17 protein-coding genes are annotated in these 16,487 nt (G+C 64.8%); 13 read left to right on the forward strand and 4 right to left on the reverse strand.

The genetic code is table 11. The features are described from left to right. Nucleotides 1-72: 72 nt before the first annotated feature. Nucleotides 73-2,157: a ParB/RepB/Spo0J family partition protein gene (locus tag CFB10_RS12570; protein WP_020011529.1), complete on the forward strand. Its 2,085-nt coding sequence runs from the start codon at nucleotides 73-75 to the stop codon at nucleotides 2,155-2,157. A 131-nt stretch (nucleotides 2,158-2,288) separates the two neighbouring features. After that, complete coding sequence (locus CFB10_RS12575) at nucleotides 2,289-2,696, forward strand: hypothetical protein (RefSeq protein ID WP_020011528.1); 408 nt, start codon at nucleotides 2,289-2,291, stop codon at nucleotides 2,694-2,696. Nucleotides 2,697-2,769: 73 nt separating this feature from the next. Here the strand turns inward: CFB10_RS12575 and CFB10_RS12580 are convergent, their stop codons facing one another. The 3 genes from CFB10_RS12580 to ltrA all read right to left on the reverse strand — a co-directional run bounded on the left by CFB10_RS12580 (nucleotide 2,770) and on the right by ltrA (nucleotide 6,152). Continuing rightward, nucleotides 2,770-3,576: a hypothetical protein gene (locus CFB10_RS12580; protein ID WP_026363903.1), complete on the reverse strand. Its 807-nt coding sequence runs from the start codon at nucleotides 3,574-3,576 to the stop codon at nucleotides 2,770-2,772. 583 nt (nucleotides 3,577-4,159) lie between these two features. Next, nucleotides 4,160-4,387, reverse strand: a complete 228-nt coding sequence (locus CFB10_RS23745; RefSeq protein WP_141097725.1) for a hypothetical protein — start codon at nucleotides 4,385-4,387, stop codon at nucleotides 4,160-4,162. A 238-nt stretch (nucleotides 4,388-4,625) separates the two neighbouring features. Further along, nucleotides 4,626-6,152: a group II intron reverse transcriptase/maturase gene (ltrA, locus tag CFB10_RS12585; protein WP_020011525.1), complete on the reverse strand. Its 1,527-nt coding sequence runs from the start codon at nucleotides 6,150-6,152 to the stop codon at nucleotides 4,626-4,628. A 625-nt stretch (nucleotides 6,153-6,777) separates the two neighbouring features. On the opposite strand from ltrA, the gene CFB10_RS12590 reads away from it, so the two are divergent. The 4 genes from CFB10_RS12590 to CFB10_RS12600 all read left to right on the forward strand — a co-directional run bounded on the left by CFB10_RS12590 (nucleotide 6,778) and on the right by CFB10_RS12600 (nucleotide 9,406). Next, entirely contained in the window at nucleotides 6,778-7,095 is a 318-nt protein-coding gene (locus CFB10_RS12590) for a DUF736 domain-containing protein (protein WP_020011524.1), read from the forward strand. Between the two features lie 377 nt (nucleotides 7,096-7,472). Continuing rightward, the gene (locus tag CFB10_RS12595) at nucleotides 7,473-8,315 is read left to right on the forward strand and encodes a DUF932 domain-containing protein (RefSeq protein ID WP_020011523.1); all 843 of its coding nucleotides are present in this window, start codon (nucleotides 7,473-7,475) and stop codon (nucleotides 8,313-8,315) included. A 307-nt stretch (nucleotides 8,316-8,622) separates the two neighbouring features. Further along, complete coding sequence (locus CFB10_RS24200; protein ID WP_020011521.1) at nucleotides 8,623-8,826, forward strand: transcriptional regulator domain-containing protein; 204 nt, start codon at nucleotides 8,623-8,625, stop codon at nucleotides 8,824-8,826. A gap of 70 nt (nucleotides 8,827-8,896) precedes the next feature. Continuing rightward, on the forward strand, nucleotides 8,897-9,406 hold the full coding sequence (locus CFB10_RS12600; RefSeq protein WP_020011520.1) for a DUF2285 domain-containing protein: 510 nt from the start codon (nucleotides 8,897-8,899) through the stop codon (nucleotides 9,404-9,406). Nucleotides 9,407-9,414: 8 nt separating this feature from the next. On the opposite strand, the gene CFB10_RS12605 is transcribed toward CFB10_RS12600, so the two are convergent. Beyond that, nucleotides 9,415-9,714, reverse strand: coding sequence for a DNA -binding domain-containing protein (locus CFB10_RS12605; RefSeq protein WP_020011519.1), 300 nt, complete (start codon nucleotides 9,712-9,714; stop codon nucleotides 9,415-9,417). Nucleotides 9,715-10,187: 473 nt separating this feature from the next. Between CFB10_RS12605 and CFB10_RS12610 the strand changes: the two genes are divergently transcribed. The 7 genes from CFB10_RS12610 (at nucleotide 10,188) to CFB10_RS24205 (ending at nucleotide 16,399) form a co-directional block, all read left to right on the forward strand. Further along, entirely contained in the window at nucleotides 10,188-10,460 is a 273-nt protein-coding gene (locus CFB10_RS12610; protein ID WP_020011518.1) for an AlpA family transcriptional regulator, read from the forward strand. Beyond that, nucleotides 10,461-11,603, forward strand: a complete 1,143-nt coding sequence (locus CFB10_RS12615) for a replication initiator protein A (RefSeq protein WP_020011517.1) — start codon at nucleotides 10,461-10,463, stop codon at nucleotides 11,601-11,603. It begins immediately after the preceding gene. After that, nucleotides 11,600-12,118 carry a DUF2840 domain-containing protein gene (locus CFB10_RS12620; protein ID WP_020011516.1) on the forward strand — a complete coding sequence of 173 codons (519 nt, stop codon included), beginning with the start codon at nucleotides 11,600-11,602 and terminating at the stop codon, nucleotides 12,116-12,118. The genes CFB10_RS12615 and CFB10_RS12620 overlap by 4 nt, the downstream gene beginning before the upstream one ends. Next, nucleotides 12,115-12,672: a S26 family signal peptidase gene (locus CFB10_RS12625; protein WP_020011515.1), complete on the forward strand. Its 558-nt coding sequence runs from the start codon at nucleotides 12,115-12,117 to the stop codon at nucleotides 12,670-12,672. The genes CFB10_RS12620 and CFB10_RS12625 overlap by 4 nt, the downstream gene beginning before the upstream one ends. A gap of 68 nt (nucleotides 12,673-12,740) precedes the next feature. Then, a complete protein-coding gene (locus CFB10_RS12630; RefSeq protein WP_020011514.1) occupies nucleotides 12,741-13,076 on the forward strand; it encodes a DUF736 domain-containing protein in 336 nt (111 codons plus the stop codon). 4 nt (nucleotides 13,077-13,080) lie between these two features. Further along, entirely contained in the window at nucleotides 13,081-14,025 is a 945-nt protein-coding gene (locus tag CFB10_RS12635) for a lytic transglycosylase domain-containing protein (protein WP_020011513.1), read from the forward strand. Nucleotides 14,026-15,166: 1,141 nt separating this feature from the next. Next, the gene (locus tag CFB10_RS24205) at nucleotides 15,167-16,399 is read left to right on the forward strand and encodes a DUF3363 domain-containing protein (protein ID WP_256378467.1); all 1,233 of its coding nucleotides are present in this window, start codon (nucleotides 15,167-15,169) and stop codon (nucleotides 16,397-16,399) included. The last annotated feature ends 88 nt before the right edge of the window (nucleotides 16,400-16,487 follow it).

Raw genomic sequence — 16,487 nt, forward strand, 5'->3', positions numbered from 1 at the left:
CCCCCGGTCTCGCCGACGGGCAGGGTTGCAGCGCAGCGCTGCGCTTCAACCCAAGCCCATAGGAGAAAGACCATGACCACGACCGAAACCAAAGCCCCGACCGACGAACACGGCGCGACCGTCTTCATCCCGCTCAACAAGCTCAAGAAGCACCCGAAGAACGCCCGCAAGACCCCGCACAGCGAGGCGTCTATCGAGGCGAAGGCGGCGAGCATCGCCGCCAAGGGCATCCTGCAAAATCTGGTGGTGGAGCCGGAAGCGGACGCGGACGGTGCGGCGACCGGCTTCTATCTCGTCAGCATTGGGGAAGGCCGGAGGCAGGCGCAGATGCTGCGCGTGAAGCGCAAGCAGATCAAGAAGACCGAACCCATCCGCTGCGTCATCGACACGGCGAACGACGCGGCGGAAATCAGCCTCGACGAGAACGTGACCCGCGAAGACCTCCACCCTGCCGACCAGTTCGAGCGGTTCCGCGAGCTTTCGGAGGATCGGGGATGGGGCGCGGAGGAAATCGCCGCCCGGTTCGGCGTGACCGCCCATGTGGTGAAGCAGCGGATGCGGCTCGGGGCGGTCAGCCCGACGCTGTTGCAGGTCTATCGCGACGGCGAATTGACCTTGGACCAGTTGATGGCCTTCGCCATCACCGACAATCACGCGCGGCAGGAACACGTCTATGAGAACCTGTCCTATAACCGCGATCCGTCCATCATCCGGCGCGACCTGACCATGGTGAACGTCGCGGCGACGGATCGCTGCGCGGTCTTTGTCGGCGGGCAAGCCTATACCGAAGCGGGCGGCAACATCATCCGCGACCTGTTCACCGAGGATCGCGGCGGTTTCTTTGAAGACCCGGCGCTTCTGGACCAGCTTGCCGTCGAGAAGCTGGAAGGGATCGCCGCCGAGGTGCGGGAGGCCGAGGGCTGGAAGTGGACCGCCGCCTATCTGGACTTCCCCCACGCGCATGGGATGCGCCGCGTCTATCCGCATTCGGTGGAGCTTTCGGAGGAAGATGCCGCCGCCTACGACGCCGCGCACGACGAGCTTGAGCGCCTGAATGCGGAATGGGAGGACGCCGACATCGACCTCCCGCCCGAGGTGGATACGCGGCTCGCGAAGCTTGAAGCCGAGATCGAGCGGATCGACGCCAAGCGCCACGCCTACGACGCGGAAGAGATCGCGCGCGGCGGTGCCTTCGTCGTCGTTGGCCATAGCGGCGATACCCGGATCGAGCGCGGCTTCATCCGGGCCGAGGACGAGGCACCGGAGCCGGAAGCGGAAACCGCAGAAGATGGCGAAACGATCATCGACGGCGTGCGCGTCAACGGCGACGGCGAAATCCTCGACGGCGAAGGTGGCGACCTTTCCGAAACCGAACCGGAGCCGGAGGAAGAGGCCGGGGATGCTGGCAAGCCGCTGCCCGATTCCCTCATTCGCGACCTGACCGCGCATCGCACCCTTGGCCTGCGCCTCGCCCTTGGCGAGCAGCCGGATATGGCGTTGATCGCCGTCATCCACACGCTGGCGGCGCAGACCTTCTATCGCGGCGGCAGCACGGCCCATTGCCTCGAAATCAGCCCCACGAGCAATTACCTCGCCGCCCACGCGGACGGCATCGAGGACACGGCGGCGGCGAAGATGCTGGACGACCGCCACACCGGATGGGCGGCGGATATGCCGCGCGATGTGGCGGACCTCTGGGGCTTCATCGCCGGTCTCGACCATGCGAGCCTCATGGCCTTGCTCGCGCATTGCGCCTCACTGACCATAAATGCGGTGAAGCTGCCGTGGGAAACCAGCAAGCGCCGCGCCCATGAAACGGCGGACAAGCTGGCGACGGCGGTGACGCTCGACATGACGGCGCACTGGACGCCGACCGTGCGGAGCTATTTCGGGCGCATCACCAAGGCCCACATCGTTGCAGCCGTGCGCGAAGCCCTTGGCGACGAGGCAGCGGACCGGATCGCGGACAAGAAAAAGGTGGAGATGGCCGAAGGCGCCGAGCGGCTTCTGGCCGGGACCGGCTGGCTTCCGCCCGTGCTGCGCACCGCGCACCCCGCATGGCTCGACCAGCAGGCCGAGACGTTCACCCTCGCACCCGTCGAGCCCACCGCCAGGCAGGAAGCACACGATGCCCCTTTCGCTATCGCAGCGGAATGAGGAAGGCAGGCCGGGGGCGCGCAAGCGGCCCCGGCTTTCTTTCCGTCCGAAAAAATCGCGGGCCGCGCCGTCGCGCGGCCCGATCACCTCGACCGTTGCCACGATCGCAACCACCATGCAGGAGGAGAACCATGGTCGCCGTCATGCTCATGAGCGTTGTGCTGATCGCCGGGCTTTGCGTCCTGGCCTATACGCTCGCCACCTACGCCTTGCCTTTCATGCTCGGCGTTACTGCCGCGCAGTTCGCCTATCATACCGGCGCGGGATTCATCGGCGCGGGTCTTGTCGGCTTTGTCGCCGCCGTGGCCGCTTTCGGCTTGCTCGCGCTGTTGTTCGTCACACTACACTCACCGATCCTGCGCCTGATCGTAGCGCTGATCTTCGCCGCGCCCGCCGCCGTCGCGGGCTATGCGCTCCTCCATGGCGTCACCAAGGAAGCCGTGCCGTCCGAAATCTGGCGGCAAATCTTCTGCATCATCGGTGGGGCATTTGTCGGAACTTCGGCGCTGCTGCGATTGATCACGTCAGCCCGTGCCTGATTCCTCCGCCAGTCGCGGAGAGAAGGCGTGGTCGCGCGAGCGTTCGTTCGCCGCGCGACCACATTGGCCGCTATCAGAATGTCGCTGACCCAAAGGGATAGTGCCGGTTCCGCTTCATGGCCTCGCGGTGCCGTCGATCCTGCGCCCGCGCACCGTCTGGGCGCACTTCACAATCGAGTTCCTCAAGGCAAGGCTTCGACATGTTGAAGCTGACGTTCAACTCATCGTAGCCAAGATTATCGACATAGATCTTCATCTTGAAGCCAGCATGTAGCGCAGCCGCAATCAACACGCCGTTCGCCACATAGATCGGGCCGAGCTTCTCGCCCTCTGGGTAGCTGCATGCGAAGTTTTCCGCGATGTGCTTCAGCCAGTAGCTTCCCGTTCCCTTCCGAATGGTCTTTGTCGGCGTAACCCGACCGAGGAAGGCCAGCGAAGCAAGGAACGGCTTCACGGCGCCGTCACCGAGCAGTTCCGAGCGCGCTTCCTTAAACCTGGCGTTCATGTGCCGGAAATCTTCCCAGCGCCCATCGTCCTTCCGCCGTGGACCGCCGGAGCCAATGCCCCACATCGTCAGCTTCGGCGTGCGTTCCCAGACATCGCGAAGGGCGAGCTTTGCAGCAGCGTGGTAGAAAGCTGCCGGTGAAACAGTGAAGGCGTGTTCCGCGAGATATGCGACAAAGAGGTCGCCGCGAACCTGGGTCATGCTTGTCGCGCCCGCCTGCACGGCCGCTAGAGCCATCGCATAGGTGCGGAAACCCAGCCCTCGCGCGATAGCCTCGCAGCGATGCGAGGATTTTACGTTAGGCAGTTTGCGCGTGAGGTCGGCCTTGATTGCACTAAGGCCATCCGTCGAAACAGGAATCGTGAGAGTAAACACGATGCATCTCCATATCGGGCCATGCTGTTCGCCGATTACGCAGCAGCCCATTGGTTGGGATGCAAGTGTTGAGATGTGTTGAAACGTTATCCGTTCAGGACGTTTGACCCGGCGACAGGTCACAGGTGTCCAACCCGATTCGTAAGATGATGTTCTGCATCTTGAATTTCAAGGCTTCATATGCCGGCAAACGCATCTTCGCGTTGCCCTGCGGGCCGCGCTTTCGGCTGCGCCGGAACCACGGCTGCGGCGCGTTTCCGCCATTCGGCTTCAATCGCTAACGCAGGAGACGGTGGCGGTCATTTCGCGAGCGCCCCGTGTAGGCAAAGCTCCCGAAAGCTGCCTTAGTCGCCGTTACGGCGGGACTAGCGAGATGGGGCAGCGCCGCCCGCTCAATAACAGGCAAGCAGCAGAGAAGCGCCAAGAACCCGGATAGGCGCGGCGAGCCAAGGAAACCATGCAGCATCTCACACGCAGTCGCTCGGCAGCGCTGAACGCGATCAATGCCACGAGGGAGCGAAAAACAGGGCCGAGCGTCGATCATGCCAAACCGGGGGCGATTGCCGGGCCATGACGATGAAGGTCAGGCGGCAGAGCATCGACCAGCGAAACCCACGCCGTTGCCGTTCTCGAGCGTCGAGGTGCAGGGACGGCCGCCATTGCCGTATTCCCCCGATTTCCTGAAACTGACGCTCCATCCGCGATCTCGATTGGCATGGGTCTGACCGAAGACCGGCTTCGCCTCGCTCGTCGCCCGCAACGTCCGTCGCCAGCTTTTTTCCGCCGCCTTCGGCTTTGCGTCGCGAAGCAAAAAAGCCGTCGCCGGCCCCCTTCCACTTCGTTCCAGCCCTTCGGGTGCAGGGCCGATCGTCCCCGGTCTCACGACCCCCATCGAGGTCGCAATGGAGCGGCCCGACAGGAAAAGTAGAGTAGGAGCACAGCGCCTGCCTGCCTCGCGGCAGGTGGTTTCTGCGCCCCTCTCGCCGAACCGGACGTGCAAGTTTCCAAGCCACCGGCTCTCCATGCATGGCTATTGCCACGGGTGGTCCTCACACGGACATGAGGGTGTCGAACGATGCCCAAAAGCGATCAGCTCCTTTTCGGAACTTCTCGTCAGGATCGTTCCATCCGTTTGGTATTCGTATGCCCCGGAACGGGAAGCGGATCGATCCTCCTTCCCGGAAGAACCGCAGCGATTTCGGTCCGTCGACCCATCGCCAGCGGCTTTCGGGCGCTGTCGCGCGGAAGCGGCGACACAGTTCACGCCATGTCGCCTTTCGATGCTTCTTGCGCAGCCATCGCCCAATGCGCTCCCATAGCCACCAATCCAGACCAGAGAAGTCCCGCGTGGCCCATGTGGCGTAGCGGTAGTAATTTCGCCAGCCGGTGATGACCGGGTTGAGGCTCTCGATGAGATTGGCGAGGGATTGACCTGTCGGTGTCTCCTTCACCCTGACCTTGATCTTGTGGCGCAAATCCTTCAGCTTGATCTTCGGAATGAAGAGATTGCCGACCATACGACCGGTGCGGCGAGCCTTGGTTTGCACCACCCGATAGCCGAGGAAGTCGAAGCCTTCCCCAACCCGAGTGATCCTGGTCTTTTCCATCGACAGTTCCATGCGCAATTCCTGCTGTAGAAACTGCGACAGCGCTAGCTTTTCGGTCTCCGCTTCCTCGCGTGTTCCGTCCGTCAGCACGACGAAGTCGTCGGCATATCGAACGGCGAAGAATGTCGGCCTGTTTCTCCGGCGGTCGTAAAGCCGCCGATCGGCTGCATTCTGCGGTCGCTCGCGAGGACGCATCGACCACCGTCCATACCTCTCGTCAATGGCGGCCAGATAGATGTTGGCCAGCAACGGCGAGATGATGCCACCTTGCGGGGTACCCGTGACAGGGTGGCGGACGGAGCCCTCGATCATGACACCGGCTTTCAGGAAGGCGAGCACCAGCCCAAGGACCTTGCGATCCGCGATACGGTAGCGTACCCGTTCCATCAGCACATGATGATCGACGGCGTCGAAGCAGCCCTTGATGTCCCCTTCTATCACCCAGCGATACTCGGAGGTGCCGCTCGGTGTGGGGTGCAAATGACGCTGGAGGTTCGCCAGCGCATCATGGGTGCTCCTGCCGGGCCGGAAGCCGTATGAGGTCGGATAGAAGTCCGCCTCGAAGATCGGTTCCAGCGCAAGCTTCAAAGCCATTTGTACCAGTCGGTCTTTGAGCGTCGGAATGCCGAGTGGACGTACCTTGCCGGGTTTACCCGGTTTGGGGATCAGCCTTTGCCTGACAGGCTCTGGCCGATATGTGCCGCCGCGCAGCTCGTTTCGAATATCCTCGATGAACTGCGTAGCGCCGCCCGGCCGCTCTTCGACCGTTTTCCGCGTGACGCCATCGGTTCCCGGTGTTCGGCTGCCCTTGTTACGGGACAATCGTCGCCAGCTTTCCGAGAGCGTCCTGCGGTCGCATACGATGTTGAACAGGTCCGCGAACACTTTGTCGGCGTCCGCGACACTCCACCTGTGAAGTCTGCGCTGCATGTCGAGGACGAACACGGTATTCACCGCATCGGGCTTCATCGGCCCACCTCCTGCCGGCTTGCTTCACTCACTGTCTCCCTTCGCCATGTGGACGGCTTTCCCGCCCTCGGACTACTATGGAGACTCCGCCCCCTGCCGCGCCGATCATCGGTCGCCTCGATCATCTCGCGCAATCCTGCGAGAGAGAACACGGCAAGGTTCCCAAGTTCACCTGATGTCCCTTCGCCTGCCGTAGGGACCGACTTTACCCCGTGAGAACTCCGACCATCGGCCACCGCAAGCTGGGCCGCTGGCTGACGCGCGCGACTGCGCACGCCCCTGACCCCCGGTAATCCAGCGGGGATCGGCGCTTCTCCGGTCTTTCGACCGACCTGCCCACTTCCGGTTTGGCAGGTTCCATGTTGCAACGAGGCTTCAGACATCGGTTCGATTACTCTTCCCATAGCAGGCATGCTCGCCGGACGGGCCACGGGCGGAAGTCCCTGACCCTCCGACTTTGACGGGTTCTGCTTATTTATGGCTTGCCAAAGGCACTCGGCTTACCTCACCCGTCTGCTTCAGCCCCCGCGCTTGCGGCGTGTTGGCGGCAGGGTCTCCCACCCTGCAGGGACAAAAAGCGCGCGTGACGGTTCCAGCCATCACTCTTGGCGCACGGAATACGACAATGGCGACCATCGGCACCTTCACCAAGAACGAAAACGGCGCGGGCTTCACTGGCGCGGTCAAGACCCTGACCCTCAACGTCAAGGCCAAGTTCGTCCCCTCGGAAGGCGAAAGCGAGCGCGGCCCGGACTTCCGCATCTTCGCCGGTGCGACCGAGTTCGGCGCGGCCTGGAAGAAGACCGCCCGCGAGACCCAGCGCGAATACCTCTCCGTCAAGCTGGACGATCCGAGCTTCCCGGCCCCGATCTACGCCAGCCTGGTCGAAGCCGAGGATGGCAGCGGTCACAACCTCATCTGGTCCCGCCGTAACGGCGACTAAGGCCGACCCCTCCAGAAGCCTCGCCCAAAGCGGGGCTTCTCTATGCTCATGCCCGCCGCCTTCAGAACAGGGAATCGGGATGCAGGGCCTTCAGGCTTTGCGCTCGCGCGCATCCCGATCGCATCTCGCCCCCGGCGTCCGCTCCGCTCTCGCCGGGCAGGTTGCTTGGGGGTCTCCCCCCGGCGCGGCGCAAGGGATCGCTGACGCTCGACCGGGACGGTTTCCCCGGCCTTCCTCCACGTCGTTCCTCTGTTCCGTGCAGGCCGGGTGATCCCCCTCCGTTCCGGTCGCCCTTGCACCTTGCACCCCCCGGTCTCGCCGACGGGCAGGGTTGCAGCGCAGCGCTGCGCTCCAACCCAAGCCTATAGGAGAAGACCATGTATCATCAGCTTGCCACCCGGTTCGGCCGCAACAGCCATCAGATCAGCGGGCGCGAGCCGCTGGATAACGAAGCCCTCTATCGGCACGTCCCGTCGATCTTCGCGAGCGAAGCCCATGACAGCCGTTCCGAGCGTTACGTCTATGTCCCCACCATCGACATCGTGGAGGGCCTGCGCCGCGAAGGATGGTTCCCGTTCTTCGCCGTGCAGTCCGTTCCGCGCGACGGTTCGCGCCACGGCCACGCCAAGCACATGCTGCGCCTGCGCCGGGATGGCGGTATCGGCAAGCCAGAGGCGGCGGAAGTCATCATCGTCAACAGCCATGACGGGACCAGCGCCTATCAGATGTTCGCGGGGATGCTGCGTTTCGTCTGCACCAACAGCATGATCGCGGGCGAACGGTTCGAGGAAATCCGCGTCCCCCACAAGGGCGGCATTCAGAATCAAATTATCGAAGGTGTCTATACCGTCGCCGAGGACTTTCCGCGCCTCATCGACGCCAGCGAGACGATGAAGGAAACGCGGCTTTCGCGGGACGAGCAGCGCGTCTTGGCCGAGGCGAGCCTTGTCGCTCGCTACGGCGAGGAGGAAAGCCCTGTGCAGACGGATCAGATCATCATGCCGCGCCGCCATGAGGATGCGGGGCAAAGCGTTTGGAGCACGTTCAACGTCATTCAGGAAAATCTCATTCGCGGTGGCTTGCGCGGACGCCGCCAGACCTCAGACGGTCGCATTCGCCGCACCCAGACCCGCGCCATCAACGGTATCGACCAGAATGTCGGCCTCAATCGCGCGCTCTGGACGCTGGCGGAAGGAATGCAGCGCTTGAAGGGGGCCTGACTCCGAGTGCGACAGGGCCGCCACCCCGGCGGCCCTGCTTCTTCCAGCGGTCACAGGGACGGAAAAAGTGCGCCGATCCGGCGGTCCGGATCGGCGGCGCGGCCATGCCCGAAAACATGGCCGCGCTCGCCGGGCTCGCGCCCGGCTCGCAAAACCACACAAGCACTGTTAAGAAGAAAATAACCAAGAGATTGATCGAGTTAGACGATCCAGTTATCGCACTAGCGCGGCTACAGTTATTCCTACCGATGCTTGAAGATCTCTAACCGGGCATTGCTTTGCGTGTCCGGTATAGAGAGGTAGCGCCATGCTGAGCATCGACTGGCGTTCTCCGGCGGCATACAGATTTGCCAAGAGCATCCCCGCCGCCGGTTTCGCCTGGGAATATCTTCGCCGCGACGATGAGTATCGTCACGAGTTTCAGGCCATCACGGCGTCGCGCGTGCCGGACCCTGAGCGGCTGGAAGCCTTCGTACAACGCTGGGGGCTGCGATTTTCCGACCGATCCTGAGACCGCTTCGGATCGGCAGACTCTGTTCTGGAACCCGAGCCTTCAGCCGCAAGCCATATGGCTCTCTCCCGTGCAGCATCACGACAGCACAACGGAGCCGATCATAACACTGGCACATCTCGATGGCCTCGATCTGCGAGAGGCCGCGGATGGTTGGCACGGTATCTGGCAGGTCGATGGCGTTGCGCATCAATTCTGGTTGCCGCAGGCGGTTCCCGACGCTGCGGCCTTCTATGGAACGTTCCTGCCTGTAGATGCATATTACGATCTGCGCTCTCACGCCGCCCGCCGACTTGTGCGCGCGCTCAAGGGTCATAGACCGGGGCGTGACTTCCGCACTCTGCCCGCCCAGCTCCGGCAATGGCACATCTTGTCATTGCGCGCTTTGGATGCGCGCCTGCGCGGCGAAAGTTATCGGGTTGTCGCCGAAGTCCTGCTTGGGTTCAGCGGCACCAAAGAGGATTTCGAGGTCGATCCGCGCAAGAACAAGGCCCGCCGCCTAGTCGCGCATGGGATCAAGATGATGCGGGGTGGCTATCGGCTTTTGCTGCACTATCCGATCAAGTCATCAGGCAAATAGGCACGAGGCTATCTGCCGCCGCGCACAGCCATCGCGACCGCCTGTTCCAGAATGCGCCGATAGCCTGAACCCGAAAGCCATTGCGCGCGGGCGAGATGGCTTTTCCAACAACGGCGGCTGCGCGCTTTCTCGGCGATGGGATCTCGATGCAATACGATGCGAGCGACCTCCTGCCAGTGCGCACCGTCCCGGTTGGCGTCCAACAGTCGTAGATAAGTGACGTAGTGCTGCTCGTCATAGGGCGTGACGGCGTTTACGTTCGGCGCTTCGTCGGCCACGTCGGGATCGAGTTCGACTGCAACTCGCATAATGACTCCCCAAATCCGAGGAGGTTTCGTCTGCGGTGCGCCCCCGCCAACATCCTCTATGACTCTTGGTGATCGGGGAGTTAGTAACCGTGGTTAGACGGCCCTATGGCCTTTAGTTCGGGTGAACCTGTTGCATACGCCACAGGCTCCCCGACCATAAGGTCAAGGAGATCGGCGCCGTCACGGCCGACGCCAACCGCTAACCAGGGGTTACTACGCCCCCGAGCAGTGCGTTTCTGCTCTGCTTCCCGTCATAGACGAAACACTCACCAAAGTCTTTGCCGAATCCACCCTGTCGGCAATGACCCGCTAAATTACCTCAACTTATTCGTTTCGCAGCGGCCTCGCCGGGGTGCCGCCTGCATATGAGCGCAAATGCGGCACGCTACCGGCCGCCGATCCCTCGCCATGGTTCGCCATAGCTCGCCGCCACGACGGCAGCGCGCATCAACCCATGATCCAGAGGTGATCCTATGGCCATCCGCCCCAATGCGGACATGCCGCCGCGCCTGCTGCGCACACAAGAGGCCGCGCGCTTCCTCGGCATCTCCATCCGCACCCTTGAGAAGCATCGCACCTACGGCACAGGCCCGACCTATCGCAAGGTCGGCGGCCGCGTCCTCTACACCATCCACGATCTCGAAGCCTGGACCGAGATCGGCACTCGCAAATCCACCCGCGATCCGAACGCCGGCACCGTCTTTCCGGCCCGCCCGCTAACGCCGCAAGAGCGGGGCGAGTGCTGAATGCTGCACGACGACGATCATCGCCCCGCCGCCGCGCAGCATAGCCACGACTGCAGCGAACGCAGCCGCCTCGACCCCTTCGTGGTCGCGACCGGCGACGCGAGCCCCCGCGATCAACGCGACCTGATGGAACGCCCGTTCTTCTCGCTTGCCAAGGCCAAGCGCACCGCGCCGATCCTTTACGAATCCGGCGGCGTCCGCGTCGAGGTGTTCGGCATGGCTGACTACGGCATGGCGACCATCTGGGACGCCGACGTGCTGATATGGGCCGCCTCGCAGATCGTCGCGGCCGAGAACAACGGCCTGCGCACCTCGCGCCTCTTCCGCTTCACGCCCTATCAGCTCCTCATGGCGACCGGCCGCGGCACCGGCGCGCGCGAATATCGCCTGCTCAAGAACGCGCTCATCCGCCTGCAATCCACCTCCATCCGCACGACGATCCGGCAGGGCGAGCATTGGCGGCGGCATCAATTCTCCTGGATCAACGAATGGGAGGAGCTGACCACCCGCGACGGACGTGTCGAGGGCATGGAGTTCGTCCTGCCGGATTGGTTCTATCGCGGCGTCACCGATCGCTCGCTCGTGCTGGCGATCGACCCGGCCTATTTCCGGCTGACCGGCGGAATCGAACGCTGGCTCTATCGCGTCGCCCGAAAACATGCTGGGCATCAACCGCACGGCTGGCTGTTCGAGGTCGCGCACCTCCACCAGAAATCCGGCAGCATGGCGCGGATTTCCGACTTCGCGCTCGACCTGCGCCGCATCGCCGCCAGGCAATCGCTGCTCGGATACCGCCTCGAAATCTACCGCGAAGGCCGCCGCGAGCTGCTGCAAATCCGGCCCGCCGGCACTTCCACAGTGCCTGTTGAAAAGGGTGTGGAAACGCTCGTGACTTCGGGCGCAAAGGGTATCGGGACTTCAGGCGCAGCCCTATCGGGACTTCGGGCGCACGAACCCCAGTTAAGCCTTTGGCATGCGAGGCGGAATCCGCGCGCTAACTTAGAGTCTAACCAAGAATCTAACTTTTCTTCTGAGGCGAACGCGCGCGCGAAGCGTGGTGCCGGTGCCGCGAGGTCCGTCGCCGACGTGCTGCGCGACCTGTTCTCGCATGACGCTCCCGGCAGCGACGGAGAGCGGTCATGAGCGGCAAAGCCTCCCGCCGTGCGCATGGCCGTCCGCAGCCGGACGGGCCTGCGCCATTCACCACCCTGGTCGAACTGACCTTCGAGAAGCGCAAGGTCGAGCGCTGGATCAGGTTCGGGCGCAAGAGCTACGAACAGATCCTCGACCGTCGCCGCAGCATCGTCGGCTTCGAGCCCGACAGCATCTTCGCTTTCGTCCGCTGGGCGGCCGGCGACCATGGCACGGTCGTCTCACGCATCGACATCGTGCGCGCCATCGGCCGCGGCGAGCCCTTCCAGACCTTGCCCTTCGTGCAGCCGGGCGGCGACATCCTGTTGCGGATCGACGGCTGGCCCAAAGTCCAGCGCGCGCTTGCCGCGATCGACGCGGTGGAAGCGCTCGGCCTCGATCCGGCCGAGGCGTCGCCCGACCACTGGCGGCACGTCCACAACCGGCTTTCCTCCGGCCTGGAGCCGAACGCCTACACGCCCGAGCGCCATGCCGCGTGGATCGGTCGCCGGAGGATCGACCCATGAGCCGCCGCCGCATCGTCGCGGTGTCGGCGCTCGCCGTCGGCGCCATCGCCGCGACCACCGTGATCGACATGCCGACGCGGCTGGTCTGGAACGTCACCGCCAGCGCGCCGGTCGGGCTCTACGCCATCGCCGCAGCCGAGCGGCTGACCGTGCCCGAACTGGTCGCCGTCATGCCGCCCGAACCGCTCGTCCATTTCATGGTCGCGCGCGGTTATGTCGGCGACGGCGTGCCGCTCCTGAAGCGCGTTGCCGGGCTTCCCGGCCAACAGGTTTGCCGCACCGGCCGCACCGTCACGGTGGACGGCGTGGCGATGGGCGATGCGCTCGACCGCGACCGGATCGGCCGCAATCTGCCTGTCTGGCAGGGCTGCCACACCATCGCGGCCGGCGAACTCTTCCTGATGAACACGCACGTCCGTGACAGCCTGGACGGCCGCTACTTCGGCCCCGTTCCCGCGCGCGCCGTCATCGGCCGCGCGTGGCCGCTCTGGACCGACGAGGACGGCGACGGCCGCTTCGTCTGGCGCGCCCGCACGCCCCCGGCGGCGCGCTGACCGCTTCCCCATCGGCGGGAGCGGTGTCCGCCGATGGCTTTCCCCAACACCACCGCTTGGAGACAGCCATGCCGCAAATCGGTCAATTCACGCGCGAAGCCTCCGGCTTCACCGGGCGCGTTCACACCCTCACGCTTTACCGCGAACTCACCATCGTTCCCTCCGAGCATTCCGACGCCGAGAACGCGCCGGACTACCGTGTCCATCACGGCGCAGACGACGGGCCGGAGATCGGCGCGGCGTGGAAACGCACCGGCGAGAAGGCCGGCGAATATCTGTCGGTGCTGCTCGACGATCCCGCCTTGCCGCAGCCGATCCGCGCCAACCTCTTCCGCGACGACGATGCCGGATTGTCATGGTCGCTGCACTGGACGCGCCCGAAGCCGCGCGAAGAGCGGGACTGAAGCCATGCGGTCCCGTGTCATCAGCGCGCGCAAAGCCTCCATTCCTTTGTTCGCGGGAAAGCCGTCTCATTCCTTCGTCCCGCTCGACCACAAGTCGGCCGGCGCGCGCAGCGAAGGTCAGGGGCGGCCCCCGGCCGGCGCTTCGCGCGCACCCTTGACCGCAGCGAGCACGCTGGCAGGCTGGCGATTCGGCGTTGAACGATCGTCACGGCGCTGGACCGTTCTTCTCCTCGCCGTCGCGCTCGCGCTGTCGGCCGGACCGACCGTCACGATCGCGCAATCGGCCTCCGTCATGCGCCCCGCCGCCGATCCGCACCGCGCACACATCACCGAGGCGTCGCAGCGCTTCGGCATTCCCGAGCACTGGATTCGCGCCGTCATGCGCGCCGAGAGCGCGGGCGACGTGCGCGCGATCTCGACGGCCGGCGCGCTCGGCTTGATGCAGGTCATGCCCGACACCTGGGCGGGCTTGCGCGTGCGCTATCGGCTCGGCCGCAATCCCTACGATCCGCGCGATAACATCCTCGCAGGCACCGCCTATCTGCGCGAGATGTGGGACCGCTACGGCAATGTCGCGGCGATGCTCGCCGCCTACAATGCCGGTCCCGGCCGCTACGACGATCATCGCGCGACGGGCCGCCCGCTGCCCGCCGAAACCCGCGCCTATGTTGCCGCGCTGTTGCCGCTGCTCGGCGGGGCGGCTGCGCCCGAGACGCCGGAGAAGCGCGCGGAGCCGCCGCCCGATTGGCGCGAGGCCCCGCTGTTCATCCTGCGCGCAGGCAACACGCAGACCGCAGCCGCGCCGTCATCCGGCGGACAGTCGGACGCACAGTCCAGCGGCCGATCCGGCGACGGTCGCGCTGCCGTTCCGGTGCGCGATCTTGTCGATACGGAGCCGCAGCGCGGCGTCATGTTCGTGGCCCGTGCGAACGGCGGGGGGATGCGATGAGCATCGCGTTCTCGCGTTCGCACGGGCCGCATCCGGTGTGCAGTCAGGCAAGAGCTCGCCTGGCTGCATTCCCCGTCTTGAGGGCAGGAAGGGAAGAAAGGGCGGAGGGCAAGATAAAGGAAACCGGCACCACGTGGCGGCGGTTTCAGGGCAAGCCCTTCTCTGCACACTGTTTTGGAGCGCCGTTTCCGGCACCTTGCTTCTTGAGCCCACGTGCCGCGCCTCAGTGCAAAGCCTTGGCTTTCCTGGGTTTCGACCGGCACCACAGCCCGAAATCGGACGGTTTTCCGCATTTTTGGCCGGAGGCCCGCCCTTGAGCGCCGACGACGAATTCCGTTTCCGGCCGAAGCCCGGCCGCATCCGCGCCGACACGCCGAAGCTCGGCAAGGCCAAGAGCTTTCTCACCCAGGCGAAGAAGATCGCCCGCCAGCAGAGCAACAGCCCGTCGCGGTCATCCGCGTCATCGCCATCGCGCTCTCGATTCTCGGCGACCGCCAAGGGAGGCAAGGCGTCGCGGACGAGCGCGCCGGGCCTGAAGCGCGGACGCGGCGCGGCCTTCGTTCGCGCCCGCACCTTGTCGGGCGGCTGGAGGCACAACGCGCCCGGTCAGCGCCGCGTCGTCGTCAAGACCCGCTACGTTCAGGGCGCGGGCAAGAATGGAAAGTCCGCCGCCCATCTGCGCTACATCCAGCGCGACGGCACCTCGCGCGACGGCGAACGCGGCCAGCTCTATTCGGCGACCGAGGATCGCGCCGACGGTGCGGCCTTCGTCGAGCTTGGTGCGGACGATCGCCACCAGTTCCGGTTCATCGTCTCGCCCGAGGACGCCGCGGACCTCTCCGACCTCACGGCCCATACCCGCAACCTCATGCGCCAGGTCGAAACCGATCTCGGCACCCGGCTCGATTGGGTCGCGGTCAATCACCACAATACCGGCCATCCCCACGTCCATGTCATCGTGCGCGGCAAGGACGAGCTGGGCGAAAACCTCGTGATCAATGGCGACTATCTCGCCAACGGCATCCGCGAGCGGGCGAGCGAGCTGACGACGCTGGAGCTTGGCCCCGTCACCGAGATCGAGCAGACCCGCAAACTCTCGGCCGAAATCGACCAAGATCGTTTCACCCGCATCGACCGCGCCATGACCGAGGAGGCCGATGAACGGTTCCTCGATCTGCGCCATGAGCCTGCCGACGCGAAGCGCCAGTTCAACCGGACGCTGCGCCTTCGCCGTCTCGCCAAGCTGGAGAAGATGGGCCTCGCCACCGAGCACGCGCCGGGCGTCTGGGAACTCGGCGAGCGGATGGAACCGGCGCTGCGCGAGCTGGGCGAGCGCGGCGACATCATCCGCAACATGCACAAGGCGCTGAAGGCCGATGGCCTAGTGCGCGATCCCATGACCTTTCAGATTCACGACGCCGCGCCGAAAATCCCGATCGTCGGCCGCGTCGTCGACAAATATCTGACCGACGAGCTGGGCGAGAACCTGACCGTGATGGTCGACGGCATCGACGGCCGCACGCACCATGTCGCCGGCATCGACCCGGCCCGTGTCGCCGATGCGCGGATCGGCAGCGTCGTGGAGATCGACCCGCCCGACACCGCCAGCCGTCCGTCCGACCGCACCATCGCGGCAATCGCCGAGCACGGCATCTATCGGCCGAGCCGGCATCTCGAACAGGCGAAGTTCGAGGGCCGCGTGCCGGGCGGCGACTATGACGGCTATGTCGATGCGCATGTGCGCCGGCTGGAGGCGTTGCGCCGTGGAGGCATCGCCGAGCGGATCGACGCCGACCAGTGGCGCATTCCCGAGGATTTCGAGAGCCGTGCCGCCGCCTATGATGCCGGCCGCAATCGGCAGGCCAATATCCGCGTCCTCTCGGCCGCCCGACTGGAACAGCAGATCGGCGCGGACGGCGCGACTTGGCTCGACCGGCGGCTGGTCTCGGCCGAGGCATCGGATCTCGCGCCGTCCGGCTTCGGTCAGCAGGTTCGCGAGGCGATGGACCGCCGCTGCGAGCATCATGTCGACCGTGGCGACGCAGCCCGCCAACCGAACGGCGGCATCGCCTATCGGCGCAATCTCCTCGCCACGCTGCGCGAGCGCGAGATTGCCCGCGTCGGCGGCGAGCTGGCCGCGACTAAGGGCCTGCCGTTCCGCGCCGCTGCCGATGGCGAGAACGTCAGCGGCAAGTTCACCGGCACCGTGCAGCTATCCAGCGGCAAGTTCGCCCTGGTCGAGAAATCCCATGAGTTCACCCTTGTACCATGGCGGCCGGTCATCGACCGCCAGCTCGGCCGCGAGGTCATGGGGATTGTGCAAGGCGGATCGGTATCGTGGCAGTTGGGAAGGCAGAGAGGGTTGGCGCTGTGATGACCCTCTACAGCCTCATATTGCGTCCGACTCCGATTCTTTTGAGCATGACGCCATTCGTTCAGGCACGAGTTGATCAAGCGTCAAC

The sequence above is a fragment of the Agrobacterium sp. 719_389 genome, assembly GCF_900188475.1.
GTDB lineage: Bacteria > Pseudomonadota > Alphaproteobacteria > Rhizobiales > Rhizobiaceae > Agrobacterium > Agrobacterium radiobacter.

Excerpts from the sequence above, each read along its gene's own strand:
- CFB10_RS12570 (WP_020011529.1), top strand. The coding sequence starts at position 73 with ATGACCACGACCGAAACCAAAGCCCCGACCGACGAACACGGCGCGACC.
- CFB10_RS12610 (WP_020011518.1), top strand. The coding sequence starts at position 10,188 with ATGGCCATCCGCCCCAATGCGGACATGCCGCCGCGCCTGCTGCGCACA.
- CFB10_RS24205 (WP_256378467.1), top strand. The coding sequence starts at position 15,167 with ATGACCGAGGAGGCCGATGAACGGTTCCTCGATCTGCGCCATGAGCCT.
- CFB10_RS12615 (WP_020011517.1), top strand. The coding sequence starts at position 10,461 with ATGCTGCACGACGACGATCATCGCCCCGCCGCCGCGCAGCATAGCCAC.
- CFB10_RS12575 (WP_020011528.1), top strand. The coding sequence starts at position 2,289 with ATGGTCGCCGTCATGCTCATGAGCGTTGTGCTGATCGCCGGGCTTTGC.
- ltrA (WP_020011525.1), bottom strand. The coding sequence starts at position 6,152 with ATGAAGCCCGATGCGGTGAATACCGTGTTCGTCCTCGACATGCAGCGC.
- CFB10_RS12630 (WP_020011514.1), top strand. The coding sequence starts at position 12,741 with ATGCCGCAAATCGGTCAATTCACGCGCGAAGCCTCCGGCTTCACCGGG.
- CFB10_RS24200 (WP_020011521.1), top strand. The coding sequence starts at position 8,623 with ATGCTGAGCATCGACTGGCGTTCTCCGGCGGCATACAGATTTGCCAAG.
- CFB10_RS12595 (WP_020011523.1), top strand. The coding sequence starts at position 7,473 with ATGTATCATCAGCTTGCCACCCGGTTCGGCCGCAACAGCCATCAGATC.
- CFB10_RS12620 (WP_020011516.1), top strand. The coding sequence starts at position 11,600 with ATGAGCGGCAAAGCCTCCCGCCGTGCGCATGGCCGTCCGCAGCCGGAC.
- CFB10_RS12590 (WP_020011524.1), top strand. The coding sequence starts at position 6,778 with ATGGCGACCATCGGCACCTTCACCAAGAACGAAAACGGCGCGGGCTTC.
- CFB10_RS12605 (WP_020011519.1), bottom strand. The coding sequence starts at position 9,714 with ATGCGAGTTGCAGTCGAACTCGATCCCGACGTGGCCGACGAAGCGCCG.
- CFB10_RS12625 (WP_020011515.1), top strand. The coding sequence starts at position 12,115 with ATGAGCCGCCGCCGCATCGTCGCGGTGTCGGCGCTCGCCGTCGGCGCC.
- CFB10_RS12635 (WP_020011513.1), top strand. The coding sequence starts at position 13,081 with ATGCGGTCCCGTGTCATCAGCGCGCGCAAAGCCTCCATTCCTTTGTTC.